Raw genomic sequence first — 18,427 nt, forward strand, 5'->3', positions numbered from 1 at the left:
CTTAGGTGTTAAGGGGAGTAAAATTCGCGCCTGAGATAGTCTGAGATTCCCACCAAAATGTTTCTTCGCATACTTCTGGCTCTTTGTTGCTGGTTTATATCTTCAGCACAAGCAGAACCGACCATTTCATACACCCGTGACGTTCAACCCATCTTCACTAAAAACTGTATCGCCTGCCACGCCTGCTACGACGCGCCTTGCCAGCTGAATTTAGGCAGCGGCGAAGGGGCCCAGCGCGGTGCTAACGCCTTGCCCGTTTACAACGGCTCGCGGACCAAGGCGCAGGAAACCACGCGCATTTATATCGATGCCCACAGTCCTGAAGCATGGCAACGTAAGGGCTTCTACTCGGTGCTGGAGCAGCAAGGCAGTCAAGCGGCACTGATGGCCCGCATGCTGAAATTAGGTCATAGCCAAACCTTTGCCGCGAACCAAAAGCTGCCCGCGGATTTGGATATCAGCATTGATCGCTTGAACCAATGCCCACGCCCGGAAAACTTTGACCAATTTGCCAGTAAAAACCCCATGTCAGGCATGCCCTTTGCGGTCACTGGCTTGCAGCCTGGCGATTATAAAACCCTGCAAGATTGGCTGGCGCAAGGCGCCGTGGTCGATCAGGTGCCTATTGAGCCAACGGCTACAGAGCAGCAGAAAATTGCCATCTGGGAAGGCTTCTTTAATGCCCCGGGTGCTCGTGAGTCGCTGGTTTCGCGCTGGCTCTATGAACACTTGTTCTTGGCCCATTTGTACTTCAGCGATGACCAAGATCAAACTGGCCACTTCTTCCAGCTGGTGCGTTCGCGTACACCTAGCGGCTTGCCCGTGGACATCATCGCTAGCCGCCGGCCAAACGAAGACCCTGGCACGCACTTCTATTATCGCCTGACGCCTGTGCAAGGCGTGATCGTGCATAAAACCCACATCACCTATGCCTTGAGTGCGGCCAAGCTGGAGCACATTAAAGAGCTGTTCTACGGCACTGACTGGGTCGCTGACCGGGTGCCGGGCTATGGTATTCGCCGCCGCGCTAACCCCTTCGACACCTTCGCGGAGATTCCGGCCGAGGCGCGTTACCAATTTATGTTGGATGACGCTGAGTACTTCGTGCGCACCTTTATCCGTGGTCCAGTTTGCCGCGGGCAAATCGCCACTGACGTGATTCGCGATAACTTCTGGGTGTTTTTCCAAGACCCTAAACGCGATCTGTTTATCACCGATCCTGAGTATCGTAAGCAGGTGGAGCCGTTTTTAGCGCTGCCAGGGCAATTGGATGGCATCGTCGACATGCTGTCGGTATGGCACTCCTACCGTGACAAGCGTAATGAGTATGCCGAACTGCGCTTTGATCGCTACGCCGACTCTCCGGCACCTAGCTGGTCCCATATCTGGGCCGGTAACGACAATGCCTTGCTGAGCGTATTCCGTCAGCACGACAGTGCTTCGGTGCGTAAAGGTTTGATTGGCGATGTACCGCAGACGATGTGGTGGATGGATTACCCGCTGTTCGAGCGCACCTACTATCAGTTGGTGGTTAACTTCGACGTATTCGGCAATGTCTCGCACCAGGCCCAGACTCGTTTGTATTTCGACCTGATCCGTAACGGTGCCGAAATCAACTTCCTGCGTTTGATGCCGCCTAGTACGCGCCAAGCCTATCTGGATGACTGGTATCAAGGCACCGGTAAGCTCAAGGCCTGGATGGACTATCAGCACGTCAACAGCTCGGCCCCCACCGGTTTGAATCTGCCTGAAACCAACGCCAAAGAGGTGTTTGCCGAGACCTTGCTGGCCCGTTATGGCAGCCTCAACGCGCGACCTGACCCCATCAACCGTTGCCACAATGCCTATTGCTACCGGCGCCGCCTGCCACCACAGCTGCAAGACGCCGAGCAAGCCCTGAGCCGTTTGGCCAGCAAACCGGCGGCGACGCTCAAGGTCATCGACAGACTGCCGGAAGCGACCATGCTGCGGGTGGAGATGGAGAATGGCTTCCGCGTGGTCTACAGCATGCTGCGCAACCGTGCGCACAGTAACGTGGCCTTTATGATGGGCGAAGAGGGCCGTTATCAGCCTTGGCTGGACACGCTGACCATCTATCCGGGGGTTCTCAGTAGCTATCCGAACTTTATCTTCAACGTGCCTGCGGCGCAGGTGCCGGAGTTCGTCATGGCGATGGAGACGGCCCGTGATCAGGCCGCCTTCGATAAGGTTGTGGAGCGCTGGGGTATCCGCCGCACCAATCCGCAGTTCTGGCTGTACTTCCATGACCTGTCGGCCTATCTGGAGCAGACCAACCCGATCGAGGCCGGGGTGCTGGATATGAACCGCTACGAAAACCTGTAATAAGCCAAGCAGCGCTGCCTAGGGTGGCGCTGTTTCGATACCGACAACGCGCAGTGGCTAACCGGCATTGCGCGTTTTTTTATGGGCGTAAGAAGGGCGCTTGGGCATGGTTTCAGGCTATTGCGCAGGAGCCCTGTGCCAGTTGTTTGGGCTAGGTAAAGCACGGCCAGGCAATCGCTATCCTAAGTGGCAGACTGGCCAGACAAAGGACGTTGGTTGAGGGCTAGAGGGTTAGAAAAGCAGGACGTGAGGCGGGGCACAGGGAGGTCGCGCACTGCCTGGCAGGCAGTGCGCGATGGGCTTAGCGGTTAAAACGTTCTACCAGCGCGTACTGGCCGTTGGCCGTAGCGGTTAAGGCTTCACTGAGCAGCGCCATATCGTGGGCTTCGCCTGCGGTTTGGTCGGCCAGTTGGGCGATGGTCGTGATGCTACGGTTAACCTCTTCGGCCACGGCGCTTTGCTCTTCAGCCGCCGCCGCGATCTGGTTGGTCATGTCCGTGATATTGGCCACTGCGGCGCTGATACCGGCCAACGCATCATCAGCCTTCTGCACGCGCTCGACCCCTTCGCTGGCTTGCTGGCGACCGACTTCCATGGTTGCCACCGCCTCTTCAGCGGTGCGCTGCAGTTTGGCGATCAACTGATGAATCTGCTCGGTCGATTCCGCGGTGCGCTGCGCCAAGGAGCGTACCTCGTCGGCCACCACCGCAAAGCCACGGCCCATTTCGCCAGCACGTGCAGCCTCAATGGCCGCGTTGAGGGCCAGCAGATTGGTTTGATCGGCGATGCCTTTGATCACGTCAACCACGCCACCAATTTCATTGCTGTCGTTGGCCAGGCGGGTCACGGTTTCGCCGGTATCACCTACGGACTCGGACAGGCGCTGAATCGCTTCGCGGGTTTCACGGGTCACGCTGCGCCCGGCAGTGGTCAAGCGGTTGGCTTCCTGGGTGGCCATGGCGGTGCGGCTCACGTTGCTGGCCACTTCCTGAGTGGTGGCGGCCATCTCGTTAATCGCTGTGGCGACTTGGTCAGTCTCGCTGCGCTGGCGCTCCAGGCTCTTGGAGCTGTTATGGGCCAGCGAGTCGGCTTGCTTGGCTTGCAGGGTGAGCTGCTCGGCGTTGTCCTGCAGGCGGGTGAGGCAGGTCTTCAGCCGCGCTTCTTGGCTGAGGAAGGCCATCTCCAGGCGGCCCTGAGGACCACGGGCGTCGGTGTACATCTGGGCGGTCAGCGGGTCGGTGGTGCTTTGCTCAAGCATGCGCAGCAGACGTTCACGGCCGCGCATCTGCCATTTCAAACCGGCCAAACCCAAGGGCATGGCCAAGGCGGCAGCCAGACCAAAGCCCCAGCTGGAGTCCAGGTAAACGCCCAGCACAAAGCTAATCTGGCTGATGAGGATATAGGGCAGCCAGTTTTTCAGCACTGGTAGCCAGCTATCGCGTTGTGGGATCGCCGATTTGCCGCTGTTGATCCGTTGATAGAGGTTCTCGGCCCGCCGCACTTGCTCAGGTGTCGGTTTGGAACGCACCGATTCATAGCCAATCACTTGGTTGTTTTCACTCACCGGCGTGACGTAGGCGTTAACCCAGTAATGGTCGCCACTCTTGCAGCGGTTTTTCACGATCCCCATCCACGGGCGCCCGGCCTTGAGGGTATCCCACATATGCTGGAATACGGCCGAGGGCACGTCTGGGTGACGCACTAGGTTGTGAGGGGAGCGAATCAACTCGTCACGGGTAAAGCCACTGATCTCGATAAAGGCTTCGTTGCAGTAGGTAATTTGCCCTTTGAGATCGGTGGTGGAAATAAGACGCTGCTGGGCGGGGAAAGAACGCTCATGCTGAGTGACGGGTTGGTTATTGCGCATAACAGTGGTTATTCCTTAATCGTTACCAATACGTCGGCAGCAGCAGACAAAAGTTTAGCCCGCACACTGGGCATAGCCGATAGGAGCAAAGTCGTAAAAGGGGAGTGCTGAAGAACTAGTGCAGGCGCTTTAGGCGTGGCTTTGAAGTGCCTGCGCGGCAATAGTGGCAGTTTAACTCGAAGGCGGGTGCTTAAGCCCGTTAAACCTTAAGTTTGGCTGCACTAAGACTCAGGTATCATCCGCGCTTGAAATGAGAGGATGCTGATGAATAGCTTGTTGTTGCACTGTCGCCCCGGCTTTGAAAACGAACTTTGCGCGGAAATCTCCGAACACGCTGCTCGCCAGCAAGTTGGCGGCTACGCCAAGGCCAAGCCGAACAGCGCCTATGTGGAATTTATCTGCGGCGAGGCGGCTGAGGCCGAACGCTTAATCAATGAGCTGCGCTTCAGCCAACTGATCTTTGCCAGGCAGTGGGCTCAAGGGCAGTTTATCGAGCTGCCGGAGAAGGACCGCATCAGCGTGCTGCTGGCGCAGCTGCAAGAGCTGCCGGTATTCGGCAGTCTGTGGTTGGAGGTGCTGGACACCAACGAGGGCAAAGAGCTTTCTAACTTCTGTAAAAAATTCGAAGTGCCGCTGCGCACTGCGCTGCGCAAGGCGGGCAAGTTGGTTGAAGACGACAGCAAGCCGCGCCTGTTGCTGACCTTTAAAAGTGGCCGTGAAGTGTTTGTTGGCAAGGCTGCGCCGCGTAACTCGGCGCAGTGGCCCATGGGTATCCCGCGTTTGAAGTTCCCCCGCGAGGCGCCGAGCCGTTCGACGCTTAAGCTGGAGGAGGCCTGGCACACCTTTATTCCCCGTGCGCAGTGGGATGAGCGCTTGTCCGATGAAATGACCGGGGTCGACCTCGGTGCTGCGCCCGGTGGCTGGACCTATCAACTGGTGAAGCGCGGCATGTTGGTTACCGCCATCGATAACGGCCCGATGGCGCAGAGTTTGATGGACACCGGTCTAGTCCAGCATCTGATGGTGGATGGTTTTACCTTCAAGCCTAAACAGCCGGTGGACTGGATGGTGTGCGACATCGTCGAGAAACCGGCGCGCAGTGCGGCCTTGCTGGCCACCTGGATCGGTGAGGGCCTGTGCCGCGAGGCGGTGGTCAACCTCAAGCTGCCGATGAAGCAGCGCTATGCCGAAGTGCAGCGCTTGCTGACGCGCCTAGAAGAAGATTTTGCTGCACGTAAAATCAAGGTGTCGATTGCTTGCAAGCAGCTGTATCACGATCGTGAAGAGGTGACCTGTCACCTGCGTCGCCTGAGTAAGTAAGCCGTGTTTTGGCACAAGGCCACAGATAGCCTCTGCTGTGGCTTTGGGCCAAAATGGCGGCCTGTAATTGGAGTTTGTTATGTCTTTGCAAAATACCGCTACGCCCGATGACACCCTCGATGCCAGCGGTTTGAACTGCCCTGAGCCAGTGATGATGTTGCACAACAAGGTGCGTGATTTACCGGCTGGAGGCCTGCTTAAGGTGATTGCCACCGACCCCTCGACCCGCCGCGATATTCCCAAGTTTTGCGTGTTCTTAGGCCACGAGTTGGTCGAGCAGGCGCAAGAGAACGATACCTACCTCTACCTGATCCGCAAAAAGCTCGACTGATCAGGCCTTGGCTAAGTCGCTGCGCTGCGCCTGGTCGCGGATGCGTTGCCGCGCACTGCGCACGAGGCGCACGGTGAGCATCAGCGCGGCGCAGGTGAGCCCCACCACCAAGCCTTGCCACAAGCCGCTGGGGCCGTTGGGCTGACCGAACCAATCGCTCAAACCCAGGGCGTAGCCCACGGGCAAACCAATGCCCCAATAGGCGAACAGGGTTAGCAGCATGGTTACCCGGGTGTCTTGATAGCCGCGCAGGGCGCCGGCTGCCGTGACCTGAATGGCGTCGGAGAACTGGAACAGTGCCGCGTACAGAAGCAAGGTACTGGCCACGGCGATCACGGCAGGATCGGGGGTGTAGATCTGGGCGATGTGACGGTCTAGCAGCAGCATCAGGCTGGCCGACAGGCAAGCATAGGCGAGCGCGGCGGCCATGCTGATACCCGCGGCAAAACGCGCCTCGCGGGGTTCGCCACGGCCCAGTGCTTGGCCAACCCGCACGGTCGCGGCCATGCCTAGGGAGTAGGGGATCATAAACACCAGCGAGCTGAAGTTGAGGGCGATTTGATGGCCCGCCACCACTGTGGCGCCCAGGCCGCCAATCAACAGGGCAATTACGGCGAAGATGCTCGACTCGGCAAATACGGCGATGCCAATTGGCAGGCCGACGCTGATCAAGCCGCGAATCGGCGCCCACTGGGGCCAGTCAAACCGGCGGAAGACCTGACTGGGCTGGTACACCGCAGCGCTTTTGACCCACCACAACATGGCGCCAAACATGTAGATCATTACCAGCCCGCTGGCCCAGCCGCAGCCGACGCCGCCCATGGCCGGAACGCCAAGCTTGCCGTAGATAAAGATGTAGTTAAGGGGAATATTCAGCGCCAAGCCGCTCAGGCCGATCAGCATGCTCGGCCGGGTGCGGCCGAGGGCATCGCTAAAGCAGCGCAGCACGTAATACAGGGCCATGGCCGGGAAGCCGCAGGCAATGCCTTGTAAGTAGCCCATGGCCAGGCTGATCAACTGCGGGTCAACATGCATTAGCTGCAGAACAAATTCAGCATTCCACAGCAACAGTGCGCCCGTAAGGCCGACCACAATGGCCAGCCACATGGCTTGACGCAGCAGCGGGCCAATCTCTTGCTCCTGCTCGGCGCCAAAGAAATGCGCGACCTTGGGCGTGGTGGCCAGCAGAATGCCGGTCATCAATAGGAATACCGGTACCCAAATCGAATTGCCCAGCGCCACCGCCGCCAAGTCCTGTGGGCTGACCCGGCCGGCCATCACCGCATCGACAAAGCCCATGGCGGTGCTGGCCAGTTGGGCAATGATGATCGGGGTGGCGAGCTTGAGCAGGCTACCCAGTTCAGCGCGAATCCGTTGCGGGCGAGTTTGGGCGGGCATTCAGTGCATCCAAGCAGGTGAGCAAACGCGCAAGTTTACGCGCTGACTAGTTGCTCAGGAAAGTTTGTGCCTCCCCATCGGTCTGCCCGGCTTGGCCAATGTGCTTGTGCCAAGGGCGGTATGCAGCCTGCTAGAATGCCGGACTGATTTGCGGAGCCCTGCCATGCGCATTGTTGCTGACGAAAATATTCCCCTGCTGGATGAGTTTTTTGCCGAGTTCGGCTCCATCACCCGGCTACCTGGCCGGCGCATCGATGCTGCCAGCGTGGCCCAGGCCGATGTGCTGTTAGTGCGTTCAGTGACCGAGGTGGACGCCGCCCTGTTAAAAGACTCCCCGGTTAAGTTTGTCGGCACCTGCACCATCGGTACTGATCACCTAGACCTCGATTATTTCCAGCAAGCCGGCATTGGTTGGGCCCGTGCGCCAGGCTGTAACGCCCGTGGCGTGGTCGACTATGTGCTGAGCAGTTTATTGCTGCTGGCGGAGCAACAAGGCCAGGCTCTCGCCAGTCGCACCTATGGGGTGGTGGGCGTTGGTCAGGTTGGTGGGCGCTTACTTAAGGTGTTGCGTGCTTTGGGCTGGAAGGTATTGGCTTGCGATCCGCTGCGCCAAGCCCGTGAAGGTGGCGACTACGTCAGCCTTGAGCAGGTGCTGGAGCAGTGCGATGTGCTCAGCCTGCACACGCCTTTAACCCGTGAAGGCGAGCATGCCACTCATCACTTGTTAGATGCGGCGCGTTTGGCTGCGCTTAATCCGGGCACTTGGCTGATCAATGCCAGCCGTGGCGCGGTGGTGGATAACGCCGCACTGCGCGAGCTGCTTAAACGGCGCAAGGACCTCCAAGTGGTGTTGGACGTGTGGGAGGGCGAGCCGCAGGCCGATGTCGAGTTGGCCGGCCTGTGCCGGATCGCCACGCCGCATATCGCAGGCTACAGCCTTGAGGGCAAGCTGCGCGGCACGGCGCAGATCTATGACGCCTGGTGCGCCCACCAGGGCATGGCGCCACGGCGGCGTTTGGCTGAGTTGATGCCTACGCCTTGGCTGCCCAGTGTGACCCTGGATGCCAGTGCTGATCTGAGCTGGGCACTGACCACCCTGTGCCGTTCGGTGTATGACCCACGGGCGGACGACGCGAATTTCCGCCGCAGCTTAGTCGGTGATGTGCAGGCACGCCGCGCGGGCTTTGATGCGCTGCGCAAAAGCTATCCGGTGCGGCGTGAGATTGATGGTTTGCAGGTGCAGGTAAACGGCTCAGCCCCGGCACTGGTTAGTTTGATCGAGGCGCTGGGGGCTAAGCCGCTGTAAATCGGCCTGGGCTGGGTTTAGCGACGTTTGAAAATCGGTCGTGGTTGCGTGGCCCGGGCCAGCGCCTGCTCCAGTTCGCGGCAGGCTTGTTGGATCATGTCTTCGGTGATGGGCTGTTCTTGCCCGTGTTCATCCACCACATAACCGCGGCTGCTGCGTGGCTTGCATGGTGCTGGTTTTACGGATGTGGCTTGCATGTTCGGAACCCTCTGGGATTTGCGGTGGCGCAAGTGTAGGAGGGGTGGATGACTAAAGGATGACCGCCGCTACGGCTCGGATTAGAGGGTGTTATGGCGCTGTTTCGCATTGGTTTGATCATTAACCCACTGGCAGGCTTGGGCGGCCCGGCGGGCTTTAAAGGCAGTGATGGGATGGCTGCCCAGGCCCAGGCGCTGGGCATCGAGGCCAAGGCTGGGCAGCGCACGCAAATTGCCCTCGAGCAGTTATTGCCACTTAAAGATCGGCTGCAGTTCGTCTGTTTACCCGCCGCCATGGGCGCCGACCTGTTGGCGCAGATGGGCTTTAACCACCAAGTGCTCGGCCATTTGTCGGCGGCGCCCAGCACGGCTGAGGACACCCGCACGGCGGTGCAGCTTCTGCAACAACAAGGCGTGGCCCTGATTCTATTTGCCGGCGGCGACGGTACTGCCCGCGATATTTGCGCGGCGGTGCGCGCCGGCCAGCCGGTGCTGGGCATTCCGGCCGGGGTGAAGATTCAGTCCGGGGTGTATGCCGTTAGTCCCAAGGCAGCCGGTGAACTGTGCGTGCGTTTGGTCGAAGGCGGCTTGGTGCGTTTGGGGAATGCCGAGGTACGCGATATCGACGAAAGCGCTCTGCGCGAGGGGCGGGTGACTGCCCGCTGGTATGGCGAGCTGACCGTGCCGCAAGAGGGCGGCTTTGTGCAGCAGGTCAAACAAGGGGGTGTGGAGTCTGAGGAGTTGGTGCTGGCGGAGCTGGCCGACTGGTTGCAGGAAAGCTGGCAGGACGATGTGCGTTATGTCTTCGGCCCCGGCTCGACCCTGCACGGCTTGGCGCACAACCTAGGCTTGGACACCACCTTGCTGGGTGTAGATGTGATCGAGAACGGCCAAGTGCTCGCCCGTGATGTTAATGAAGCGCAGTTGTTTGAGTTAGTAGAAGGTCGTCCGGCCATGCTGTTGGTCACGGCTATTGGCGGTCAGGGCCATATTATCGGGCGTGGTAACCAGCAGATCAGCCCGCGGGTGCTGCGTGCGGTGGGCCTTGAGCAGCTACGCGTGGTGGCAACCAAACGCAAGTTGGCCACCCTTGAAGGGCGTGCGTTACTGGTCGACAGTGGCGATGTCCAGTTGGATGCGGACTTCCCTGACGCGCTGCGCGTGTGGGCGGGTTACCGGGAAGAGTTGCTTTATCCCGTGGCGCACTGAGACGAAGCGCAATAGCTGAACAGTGCGGCCAGGGCGAGTCACTCACTGTGCTGCCTTGAGGTTTAGGAAAACGCCCCCACCTAGGCTTTAGCGCTGCTGGCGAAGCCTTCGCAACTAACGGCTGCGAGCGCTGCCTATGTGGTCCAACCCTCTGCCCAGTGAGACGCTATGTCAGCTTCGTTAAGTTCCAGTCGTCGTGAATCTTTACGTATGGCCTGGGGGTTTATTGCCCCGTATCGCTGGCGCGTGGTGGGTGCGCTGGTGGCGCTGCTGTTTACTGCCGCGATCACGTTGTCCATGGGCCAAGGTATCCGCTTGTTGGTCGACCACGGTCTGGCGACGCAGTCGGCCCAGGCGCTGCAGAAATCCATTGGTCTGTTTTTCGTCTTGGTGCTGGCTTTGGCCCTCGGCACTTACGCGCGCTTTTATCTGGTGTCATGGATTGGCGAGCGCTTTGTCGCCGATATCCGCAAGAAGGTGTTCAACCATCTGGTGGAGCTGCACCCGGGCTTCTATGAAAGTAACCGCAGCTCGGAAATCCAGTCGCGCTTAACCGCTGATACCACTTTGCTGCAGTCGGTGATCGGTTCATCGCTGTCGATGGCTCTGCGCAACCTGATCATGTTGCTCGGGGGTGCGGTGCTGTTGGTGATCACCAACGCCAAACTCAGTGGCATCGTGCTGCTGGCCTTGCCCTTGGTGGTGGCGCCGATTCTGCTGTTTGGCCGGCGTGTACGCAGCTTGTCGCGGCAAAGCCAGGATCGCATTGCCGATGTGGGGAGCTATGTTGGCGAGGCTTTGGGGCAAATCAAAACCGTGCAAGCCTACAACCATCAGGCTGAGGACATGCGCCGCTTTGGTCGGTCGGCCGAGGCTGCCTTTGATGTGGCACGCCAACGCATCGCCCAGCGCGCTTGGCTGATTACGGTGGTGATTGTGCTGGTGCTGGGCGCCGTGGGCGTGATGCTGTGGGTTGGCGGCATGGATGTGATCGCCGGGCGCATCAGCGGCGGCGAGCTGGCGGCCTTTGTGTTTTACAGCCTGATCGTGGGCTCCTCGTTCGGCACCTTGAGTGAGGTGATTGGCGAGTTGCAGCGCGCGGCAGGGGCGGCGGAGCGCATCAGCGAGTTGCTCCAGGCGCAGAACTTGATCACCGCGCCCGCGACCGAGGTGCGCAAGCTTGAGCATCCCGTAGAGGGGCGCATCGAGCTTAAGGACTTGCACTTCGCTTACCCGTCACGGCCCGAACGCAACGCCTTGGACGGCATTAATTTGCAGGTGAAGGCCGGGGAGACGCTGGCCTTGGTCGGGCCTTCCGGGGCGGGTAAGTCGACCCTGTTCGATCTGCTGCTGCGCTTTTTTGATCCGCAGCAAGGCGCCATCCTGATCGATGGCCAGCCGATTGCCGAGCTTGATCCCCATGATCTGCGCCATGCCTTCGCTTGGGTATCGCAAAGCCCGGCACTGTTCTTTGGCAGCGTGGAGGACAACATCCGTTATGGGCGCAGTGACGCCAGCCTTGAGGACGTGCAGAACGCAGCCAAAGCGGCCCACGCCCATGAATTTATTCTGCAACTGCCCCAGGGCTATCAAACCCATCTGGGCGATGCCGGCCTGGGTTTGTCCGGCGGCCAGCGCCAGCGTTTGGCGATTGCCCGGGCGCTATTGGCCGATGCGCCGATTCTGTTGTTGGATGAGGCCACCAGCGCGCTGGATGCCGAGAGTGAGCATCTGATTCAGCAAGCTTTGCCGCGTCTGATGGAAGGGCGCACGACGCTGGTGATCGCGCATCGCTTGGCCACGGTGATCAGCGCTGACCGGATTGCGGTGGTGGAGCAGGGCAAGTTGGTGGCCATCGGCAGCCATGCGCAGTTGCTCACCGACAGCCCGTTGTATGCCCGCTTAGCCCAGCTGCAGTTTGCTGACGAGGCACTGCAGGGCTAAGGCCCTGCCGCGCTGTTAAACCTCGGTCTTTATGACCGGGGCCTTTTTCGCTTGCGGCTTGATGGTGGCCGCCGCGCCGGCGGAGGCGATGATGATGGCGCTGATCGCCAGCCACTGTGTCAGGCTCAGTTGCTCGCTAAGAAAGAGCAGGCCGCACAGAGCGCCGATGGCCGGCTCCATGCTCATCAAGATGCTAAAGGTGCGCGCCGGCAGGCGTGTCAGGGCGACCATCTCTAAGCTATAGGGCAGGGCCGAGGACATCACGCCCACGGCAATCGCCACCGGCAGAATATCCACGGCCAACAGGCTGCTGCCGGCTTGCCAGATGCCTACCGGCAGCACCACCAGTGCCGCAACTGTGGTGCCGAGGGCAACCGTATGGCGGCCATGCTCGGCCCCGGCTTTCTGCCCAAAGACGATATACAGCGCCCAGCACACCCCGGCACTTAGGGCCAAGGCTATGCCGATTGGGTCCAGGGCGGTGCTCGATGTCTCGCTTGGCAGCAACAGAAGCAAGCCGCAGATGGCCAGGGCGATCCAGATAAAATCCACGACCCTGCGCGCTGACAGCAGCGCCAAGGCCAGCGGCCCGGTGAACTCCAAGGCCACCGCAATACCTAGGGGAATGGTCTTAAGCGACAGATAAAAAAGCAGGTTCATGCCGCCTAGGGAAATCCCGTAGGCGAGTAGGGCGCGCCAGGATTTGCCGGTGAGCGGTGCGCGCCACGGGCGCATGATCAGGCACAGAATGAGCGCCCCAATGCACAGGCGCATGGCCGTGGTGCCACTGGCGCCGACCACTGGAAACAAGCCTTTGGCCAGGGATGCGCCGGTCTGAATCGAACTCATCGCCACCAGCAGTAGCAGGATGGGCAGGATAATCAGCGAAAACTGGGTGGAGCGGGGCATAGCTTGTCCTTGGGTGTGCAATGCAATAAAAGAGCCGGCCTTGTGGGCCGGCTCTTCAGATCAATTCTTGGGCGCAGGGTAAGCGCTAGCGCGTGCGTCTTCGGGGACGCACGGTTTGGTGCAGTTAGCGATACTCGCAGAGGTAAGCGGTATCCACTGCCACTTTCAGTTGGAATTTGCTGTTGGCCGGTACGGTGAACTGGCTGCCGGCAGCAAAAGTTTCCCAGTTCTCGGTGCCTGGCAGCTTAACGGTCAGGGCGCCGGCGACCACATGCATGATTTCCAATTGGTTGGTGCCGAACTCGTATTCGCCTGCAGCCATCACGCCAATAGTGGCGGCGCCTTGCTCCATGCCAAAGGCGATGGATTTAACGGTGCCGTCGAAGTATTCATTGACCTTAAACATCTGCAGATCCTCGCGAGGGACAAAAAAGGGTGGCCAGTATGCCCAAGGGTGTTTGCCTCGTCATCTGCTTTGCAGGGGCAACACTAGGGGGAGTAAGCGTGCAGTGTTGCGCGCGTCGGTCAGGGCGCGATGTTGCTGGCCTTGAAAGTGCAGGCCGGCAAGCTGTAGCGCCGCTTTTAAACCGACTGGGCGGGGCAGGTGGCGGGCTTCAGCGAAACATTTCTTGAGGTTGTAATGGGGGATGGCGCTGAGTTGGCTGCTCAGTTGATGATGCAGCCACTCCTGCTCCAGCTGCAGGCGATCGTAATCGCCCCAGCTGACCCAGCCGACCAGATTCTGCTGTTGGCTCTGCAGCCAGCGCTCCATTTGCTCCCAGATCACATCAAAGGTGGCGGCGGCATCGATATCGGCCTGGTTGATGTAAGTCAGCTGGCGGCAGAACAGGGTCAGGTTAGGTCGTCTGAGTGGGCGTACAAAGCGCTGGAAATAACTGATTTCGTGGCCTGCGCTATCCACCAGGCTGGCGCCGATTTCGATAATTTCCATATCCGAGACTGGCCAGCCGCCTTCTTCGGTGGTGGCTTCCAAGTCTATTACCAGCCAATGCGGCATACGCGCTCCTTTGCATGTAGCCAGTAGGGGGGCACTGGCGGGCAGGGCTACAGCCTAATGCCCGCGACTGTTGTGTGCAATTTCGCTGAGACTGTGCTGGTGCTAGAAGGTTGTGCTCGGCATGCTGGGTGGGCTAAAAGTCGTGGCCTAAGTTAGGACGCTATGCGTGCAGGCCCAGTCGCGAAATGGCCAGGCCTGATGCAGTTGGCACACAAGATCAATCAGTACAGAGGTGAATATGGCGAAGGTAGCGTTTATCGGTTTAGGGGTGATGGGCTACCCGATGGCAGGGCACTTGGCGCAGGCCGGGCATGAGGTACGCGTGTATAACCGCAACGCGGCGAAAGCGCAGCAGTGGCTTAGTGAGTACCCCGGCAGCGCTGCTGCCACCCCGCGTGAAGCCGTTGCCGGGGCCGAGATGGTGATGGTCTGCGTGGGTAATGATGATGATTTGCGCAGCGTCGTGCTCGGCGATAGCGGTGCCTTTGCCGGCATGCAGGCTGGGGCGCTGTTGGTCGATCACACCACCGCATCGGCCGAAGTGGCCCGCGAATTAGCCGGTATTGCCCAAAGTTGCGGCTTGGGTTTTCTCGATGCGCCGGTGTCGGGCGGCCAGGCCGGGGCGCAGAACGGTGCGCTGACCGTCATGGTCGGCGGTGATGCGACGTATTACAGCAAGGCCGAGCCGGTGATTCAGGCCTATGCGCGGATGATTCGCCATATGGGCGAAGCCGGCAGTGGCCAGTTGACCAAGATGGTCAATCAGATTTGCATCGCCGGTGTGGTCCAGGGCTTGTCTGAGGCGCTGCACTTTGCTCAGTGCGCCGGGCTCGACGCTGAAGGAGCAATGGCAGTGATTAGCAAAGGCGCAGCGCAGTCCTGGCAGTTGGAAAATCGCCATAAGACCATGCTCGCTGGCGAGTTCGAACATGGTTTTGCCGTGGATTGGATGCGTAAAGACCTGTCTATTCTGCTGGCTGAGGCCCGTCGCAATGGCGCGCAGCTACCCGTTACGGCGCTGGTCGATCAGTTTTATGCCGATGTACAGGGCATGGGCGGTGGTCGCTGGGATACCTCCAGTCTGTTGGCCCGCCTCAAGCGGCCATAATTTTTTAACTCACCCTTAAGGTGGGGCTGGCGGCGGCTGTGGCGCGGAGTAAAATCCGCGCCCACCAACTTCTAGTGCCTTGAGGTCAGCCTAAATGAACTGCCGTGCCGGTTGCGGTGCCTGTTGTATCGCCCCCTCCATTACTTCTGCTATCCCCGGCATGCCCAATGGCAAGCCTGCGGGTGTGCGCTGTTTACACCTAAATAGCGAAAATCTCTGTGGAATTTTCGGCCGGCCTGAGCGACCGGCGGTGTGCTCAGCCTTTCAGGCGGATGAGGCGGTGTGCGGCAACGATACGGCTGAGGCGATTCATTTATTGGGTTGGCTGGAGCAAACCACGGCAATCGCAGTCTGAAAGCTTGAGCCCGGCGGTCCATGCAGGACCAGCATTAGCGATAACTGCTTATACGGGCGACACAAGGAGGCGTAATGAGGGCTTTTGTTCCGTTGTTAATCGGGTGCGCTGCGGCGCTCAGTGCTGCCCTGGCGCAGGCTGCTGAGCCAGCGTGGCGCTTGGTTAAAGATGAGGATGGCATCAAGGTCTATCTGCAGGATGTGGCAGGCTCCAAGTATCAGGCCTATCGCGGCGTGGTGCAGATCAAGGCACCGGTGGAGAAGCTGCGCGCCATGCAAGAGGACGTCGGCGCAGCGTGCAGTTGGATTTATAGCTGTAAGCAGCAAAAACTACTTAAGCGTGAGGGCACCCAGAGTTGGATTTATGCCCGCTTTGACGCGCCGTGGCCGGTGCAATCGCGCGATGCGGTGTTCCATGTCACGACTGAGCAAGGCGCTGATGGCCAGGTTGAGCGCAAACTCGAAGGCCAGGCCAGCTACTTGCCGGCAGAGAAAGGCTTTGTCCGCGTGGAACAGGCCCAGGGCTTTTGGCGCATAACGCCACAGGCGGGTGTTACCGAGGTGGTTTATCAGATGCACACCGAGCCTGGTGGCAGTGTGCCGGGCTGGTTGGCCAATAGCTTTGTGGTGGATTCACCGTTTAAGACCTTGCAAGCGCTGCGCAAATTAGCGGAAAAGCCTTAAAGGCTGTTTCCTGCAAACAAAAAAAGGCTGCCCGGGGGCAGCCTTTTTTATTGCGAGCAGTGCTTATTTTTTCAAATCGCGCTGTTCGTAGCCGGTGTACAGCTGGCGTGGACGGCCAATTTTGTACGGGCTGGAGAGCATTTCTTTCCAGTGCGAAATCCAGCCGACGGTCCGCGCCAGAGCGAAGATCACGGTGAACATGCTGGTTGGAATGCCGATGGCCTTGAGGATGATGCCCGAGTAGAAGTCGACGTTCGGGTACAGGTTGCGCTCTTTGAAGTACGGATCGGTCAGGGCGATCTCTTCTAGGCGCATGGCCAGTTGCAGTTGCGGATCGTTGTGGATGCCCAGTTCGGTCAGCACTTCGTCGCAGGTCTGCTTCATCACGGTGGCGCGTGGGTCACGGTTTTTGTAAACGCGGTGACCGAAGCCCATCAACTTGAACGGATCGTTCTTGTCTTTGGCTTTGGCGATGAATTTGTCGATGTTTTCCACGCTGCCGATTTCATCCAGCATGGTCAGTACGGCTTCGTTAGCACCGCCGTGGGCTGGGCCCCACAGTGCCGCGATACCGGCAGCGATACAGGCGAACGGGTTGGCACCCGAAGAGCCGGCCAGACGCACGGTAGAGGTGGACGCGTTTTGCTCGTGATCGGCGTGCAGGATAAAGATCTTATCCATGGCCTTGGCCAACACCGGGCTGATCGGTTTGATCTCGCATGGGGTGTTGAACATCATGTGCAGGAAGTTTTCCGCGTAATTGAGGTCATTGCGCGGGTACATCATGGGCTGGCCCATGGAGTACTTGTAAACCATTGCCGCCAGCGTTGGCATCTTAGCAACCAAACGCACCGCAGAGATTTCGCGGTGTTGCGGGTTATTGATGTCCAGCGAGTCATGATAGAAGGCGGAGAGGGCGCCGACTACGCCACACATGATGGCCATTGGGTGAGCGTCGCGACGGAAGCCGTTGAAGAAGCTCTTCAACTGTTCATGAACCATGGTGTGGTTCTTCACGTTGCTAACGAACTTGGCTTTCTCTTCTGCGTTTGGCAATTCGCCATTGAGCAGCAGGTAGCAAGTTTCTAGGTAGTCAGAGTGCTCAGCGAGCTGCTCAATGGGGTAGCCGCGATGCAGCAGGATGCCTTTATCACCGTCGATATAGGTGATTTTCGACTCGCACGAGGCGGTGGACATGAAACCGGGATCAAAGGTGAAGCGGCCGGTGGAGGTTAAGCTCCGCACGTCAATTACTTCGGGACCAACGGTGCCGGTTAAAATGGGCAGCTCGACGGGGGCAGCGCCCTCGATGATCAACTGCGCTTTTTTGTCAGCCATGTTTGGCCTCCTGGTTATGCTTGAAATCATCAGACAGCCCCCCACGCAGGGCCCGCACCACTATAGTGAGATAAATTCAGAAGTCAATTTGCGAAAACCCAGATGGCAGAAGGGTTTGCGGCTATATTGTTAGCACTAAAGAGCGTCCTGTACGCCTTTTTTACACGTGACGCAATGCACCATTAGGTAGGGGGCTTTGCGTTGTCATTAGTTCCCTAACTGTCTATACTCTGCGCCCAGCTACCAAGGGCTTGTTGCCCGTTTTTGGTGGTTGTCACTCCTTGGGTGATGGGTACCTGACCAGTGCACTTCCCGACAACTTTGCCCTGATAGTTAGGGGCTCTCAGTGTGATAAAAAAGCCGTGAATAGCCAAAGACCTGTAAACCTAGACCTTAGGACTATCAAACTCCCAATCACTGCTTACACCTCCATTCTTCACCGTATCTCCGGTGTCATCCTCTTCGTCGGTATCGCTATTTTGCTGTACGCGCTCGACAAGTCGCTGACCTCCGCTGAGGGCTTTGCCCAGGTGCAGGAATGTCTGGCCAGCCCGCTGGCTAAGTTTGTGGTATGGGGTCTGCTGTCCGCTCTGCTGTACCACCTGGTGGCCGGTGTACGCCACTTGATCATGGATATGGGCATCGGTGAGACGCTGGAAGGCGGCAAGCTGGGCTCGAAAATCGTACTCGTCGTTGCGGCGATTGTGATCGTGCTGCTGGGGGTGTGGATATGGTAACTAACGTCACGAACTTTTCGCGTTCGGGTCTTTATGACTGGATGGCGCAGCGCGTTTCCGCTGTCCTGCTCGCGGCTTATGTATTGTTCCTGCTCGGCTACGTCGTGTGCAATCCAGGCATGGGCTACACCGAGTGGCATGCGTTGTTCTCCCATAATGCAATGCGCATTTTCAGCCTGCTGACCCTAGTCGGGTTGGTCGTTCACGCCTGGGTTGGCATGTGGACCATCTCCACTGACTACCTGACGCCGATGGCGCTGGGCAAGTGGGCAACTGTTGTGCGTTTCCTGTTCCAGGCCGTATGTGGCGTCGCCATGTTCGTGTTGTTCGTCTGGGGCGTGCAGATTTTTTGGGGTAACTGATC

At 58.9% G+C, this 18,427-nt stretch carries 18 protein-coding genes and 1 pseudogene; 11 read left to right on the forward strand and 8 right to left on the reverse strand.

All coding sequences use genetic code 11. From position 1 onward, the window contains the following. Positions 1-57 precede the first annotated feature (57 nt). Positions 58-2,343 carry a fatty acid cis/trans isomerase gene (locus tag NTD81_RS07115; RefSeq protein WP_262180939.1) on the forward strand — a complete coding sequence of 762 codons (2,286 nt, stop codon included), beginning with the start codon at positions 58-60 and terminating at the stop codon, positions 2,341-2,343. A gap of 301 nt (positions 2,344-2,644) precedes the next feature. On the opposite strand, the gene NTD81_RS21405 is transcribed toward NTD81_RS07115, so the two are convergent. Together NTD81_RS21405 and NTD81_RS21410 are read right to left on the reverse strand one after the other, a co-directional pair. After that, positions 2,645-3,661, reverse strand: coding sequence for a methyl-accepting chemotaxis protein (locus NTD81_RS21405; RefSeq protein WP_410017135.1), 1,017 nt, complete (start codon positions 3,659-3,661; stop codon positions 2,645-2,647). A gap of 219 nt (positions 3,662-3,880) precedes the next feature. Further along, positions 3,881-4,210 (reverse strand): annotated as a pseudogene (locus tag NTD81_RS21410) (PAS domain-containing protein); the annotation flags it as partial. A gap of 264 nt (positions 4,211-4,474) precedes the next feature. Here NTD81_RS21410 and rlmM point away from each other — a divergent pair. Further along, positions 4,475-5,530 (forward strand): 23S rRNA (cytidine(2498)-2'-O)-methyltransferase RlmM, encoded by a 1,056-nt coding sequence (gene rlmM / locus NTD81_RS07125; RefSeq protein WP_262180943.1) that lies wholly within the window; start codon positions 4,475-4,477, stop codon positions 5,528-5,530. 79 nt (positions 5,531-5,609) lie between these two features. After that, positions 5,610-5,861, forward strand: a complete 252-nt coding sequence (gene tusA / locus NTD81_RS07130) for a sulfurtransferase TusA (RefSeq protein ID WP_262180945.1) — start codon at positions 5,610-5,612, stop codon at positions 5,859-5,861. On the opposite strand, the gene NTD81_RS07135 is transcribed toward tusA, so the two are convergent. Then, on the reverse strand, positions 5,862-7,259 hold the full coding sequence (locus NTD81_RS07135) for an MATE family efflux transporter (protein WP_262180947.1): 1,398 nt from the start codon (positions 7,257-7,259) through the stop codon (positions 5,862-5,864). A gap of 163 nt (positions 7,260-7,422) precedes the next feature. Here NTD81_RS07135 and pdxB point away from each other — a divergent pair, with 163 nt between their 5' ends. After that, positions 7,423-8,565 carry a 4-phosphoerythronate dehydrogenase PdxB gene (gene pdxB / locus NTD81_RS07140; RefSeq protein ID WP_262180949.1) on the forward strand — a complete coding sequence of 381 codons (1,143 nt, stop codon included), beginning with the start codon at positions 7,423-7,425 and terminating at the stop codon, positions 8,563-8,565. Between the two features lie 17 nt (positions 8,566-8,582). On the opposite strand, the gene NTD81_RS07145 is transcribed toward pdxB, so the two are convergent. Next, the gene (locus tag NTD81_RS07145; RefSeq protein WP_262180952.1) at positions 8,583-8,762 is read right to left on the reverse strand and encodes a PA1571 family protein; all 180 of its coding nucleotides are present in this window, start codon (positions 8,760-8,762) and stop codon (positions 8,583-8,585) included. A 93-nt stretch (positions 8,763-8,855) separates the two neighbouring features. Between NTD81_RS07145 and NTD81_RS07150 the strand changes: the two genes are divergently transcribed. Then, complete coding sequence (locus NTD81_RS07150) at positions 8,856-9,971, forward strand: ATP-NAD kinase family protein (protein WP_262180954.1); 1,116 nt, start codon at positions 8,856-8,858, stop codon at positions 9,969-9,971. Between the two features lie 168 nt (positions 9,972-10,139). After that, positions 10,140-11,915: an ABC transporter transmembrane domain-containing protein gene (locus tag NTD81_RS07155; protein ID WP_262180956.1), complete on the forward strand. Its 1,776-nt coding sequence runs from the start codon at positions 10,140-10,142 to the stop codon at positions 11,913-11,915. Between the two features lie 15 nt (positions 11,916-11,930). On the opposite strand, the gene rhtA is transcribed toward NTD81_RS07155, so the two are convergent. From rhtA to NTD81_RS07170, 3 genes are all read right to left on the reverse strand, one after another. Beyond that, positions 11,931-12,824: a threonine/homoserine exporter RhtA gene (gene rhtA / locus NTD81_RS07160; RefSeq protein WP_262180958.1), complete on the reverse strand. Its 894-nt coding sequence runs from the start codon at positions 12,822-12,824 to the stop codon at positions 11,931-11,933. A 124-nt stretch (positions 12,825-12,948) separates the two neighbouring features. Next, positions 12,949-13,230: a pyrimidine/purine nucleoside phosphorylase gene (locus tag NTD81_RS07165; RefSeq protein ID WP_262180960.1), complete on the reverse strand. Its 282-nt coding sequence runs from the start codon at positions 13,228-13,230 to the stop codon at positions 12,949-12,951. Positions 13,231-13,290: 60 nt separating this feature from the next. Then, complete coding sequence (locus NTD81_RS07170) at positions 13,291-13,842, reverse strand: exonuclease domain-containing protein (RefSeq protein WP_262180962.1); 552 nt, start codon at positions 13,840-13,842, stop codon at positions 13,291-13,293. 220 nt (positions 13,843-14,062) lie between these two features. On the opposite strand from NTD81_RS07170, the gene NTD81_RS07175 reads away from it, so the two are divergent. From NTD81_RS07175 to NTD81_RS07185, 3 genes are all read left to right on the forward strand, one after another. Next, positions 14,063-14,950 (forward strand): NAD(P)-dependent oxidoreductase, encoded by an 888-nt coding sequence (locus tag NTD81_RS07175; protein WP_262182069.1) that lies wholly within the window; start codon positions 14,063-14,065, stop codon positions 14,948-14,950. A 94-nt stretch (positions 14,951-15,044) separates the two neighbouring features. Then, positions 15,045-15,305, forward strand: coding sequence for a YkgJ family cysteine cluster protein (locus NTD81_RS07180; RefSeq protein ID WP_262180964.1), 261 nt, complete (start codon positions 15,045-15,047; stop codon positions 15,303-15,305). 74 nt (positions 15,306-15,379) lie between these two features. Further along, positions 15,380-15,988 carry an START domain-containing protein gene (locus tag NTD81_RS07185; protein ID WP_262180966.1) on the forward strand — a complete coding sequence of 203 codons (609 nt, stop codon included), beginning with the start codon at positions 15,380-15,382 and terminating at the stop codon, positions 15,986-15,988. 63 nt (positions 15,989-16,051) lie between these two features. Here the strand turns inward: NTD81_RS07185 and gltA are convergent, their stop codons facing one another. Next, entirely contained in the window at positions 16,052-17,326 is a 1,275-nt protein-coding gene (gene gltA / locus NTD81_RS07190) for a citrate synthase (RefSeq protein ID WP_262180968.1), read from the reverse strand. Positions 17,327-17,688: 362 nt separating this feature from the next. On the opposite strand from gltA, the gene sdhC reads away from it, so the two are divergent. Together sdhC and sdhD are read left to right on the forward strand one after the other, a co-directional pair. Next, complete coding sequence (gene sdhC, locus NTD81_RS07195; protein WP_262180970.1) at positions 17,689-18,063, forward strand: succinate dehydrogenase, cytochrome b556 subunit; 375 nt, start codon at positions 17,689-17,691, stop codon at positions 18,061-18,063. Then, complete coding sequence (gene sdhD, locus NTD81_RS07200) at positions 18,057-18,425, forward strand: succinate dehydrogenase, hydrophobic membrane anchor protein (RefSeq protein ID WP_262180972.1); 369 nt, start codon at positions 18,057-18,059, stop codon at positions 18,423-18,425. Before sdhC ends, sdhD begins: the two co-directional genes overlap by 7 nt. The last annotated feature ends 2 nt before the right edge of the window (positions 18,426-18,427 follow it).

Origin of the sequence: Pseudomonas sp. 5P_3.1_Bac2 (assembly GCF_025465995.1) — a bacterium.
Classification (GTDB): Bacteria; Pseudomonadota; Gammaproteobacteria; order Pseudomonadales; family Pseudomonadaceae; genus Aquipseudomonas.

Coding starts and splice junctions, on each gene's coding strand:
- NTD81_RS07180 (WP_262180964.1), top strand. CDS start 15,045: ATGAACTGCCGTGCCGGTTGCGGTGCCTGTTGTATCGCCCCCTCCATT.
- NTD81_RS07150 (WP_262180954.1), top strand. CDS start 8,856: ATGGCGCTGTTTCGCATTGGTTTGATCATTAACCCACTGGCAGGCTTG.
- rhtA (WP_262180958.1), bottom strand. CDS start 12,824: ATGCCCCGCTCCACCCAGTTTTCGCTGATTATCCTGCCCATCCTGCTA.
- NTD81_RS07135 (WP_262180947.1), bottom strand. CDS start 7,259: ATGCCCGCCCAAACTCGCCCGCAACGGATTCGCGCTGAACTGGGTAGC.
- pdxB (WP_262180949.1), top strand. CDS start 7,423: ATGCGCATTGTTGCTGACGAAAATATTCCCCTGCTGGATGAGTTTTTT.
- NTD81_RS07155 (WP_262180956.1), top strand. CDS start 10,140: ATGTCAGCTTCGTTAAGTTCCAGTCGTCGTGAATCTTTACGTATGGCC.
- gltA (WP_262180968.1), bottom strand. CDS start 17,326: ATGGCTGACAAAAAAGCGCAGTTGATCATCGAGGGCGCTGCCCCCGTC.
- NTD81_RS07115 (WP_262180939.1), top strand. CDS start 58: ATGTTTCTTCGCATACTTCTGGCTCTTTGTTGCTGGTTTATATCTTCA.
- NTD81_RS21405 (WP_410017135.1), bottom strand. CDS start 3,661: ATGCCCTTGGGTTTGGCCGGTTTGAAATGGCAGATGCGCGGCCGTGAA.
- NTD81_RS07185 (WP_262180966.1), top strand. CDS start 15,380: ATGAGGGCTTTTGTTCCGTTGTTAATCGGGTGCGCTGCGGCGCTCAGT.
- NTD81_RS07165 (WP_262180960.1), bottom strand. CDS start 13,230: ATGTTTAAGGTCAATGAATACTTCGACGGCACCGTTAAATCCATCGCC.
- NTD81_RS07145 (WP_262180952.1), bottom strand. CDS start 8,762: ATGCAAGCCACATCCGTAAAACCAGCACCATGCAAGCCACGCAGCAGC.
- rlmM (WP_262180943.1), top strand. CDS start 4,475: ATGAATAGCTTGTTGTTGCACTGTCGCCCCGGCTTTGAAAACGAACTT.
- NTD81_RS07170 (WP_262180962.1), bottom strand. CDS start 13,842: ATGCCGCATTGGCTGGTAATAGACTTGGAAGCCACCACCGAAGAAGGC.
- tusA (WP_262180945.1), top strand. CDS start 5,610: ATGTCTTTGCAAAATACCGCTACGCCCGATGACACCCTCGATGCCAGC.
- sdhD (WP_262180972.1), top strand. CDS start 18,057: ATGGTAACTAACGTCACGAACTTTTCGCGTTCGGGTCTTTATGACTGG.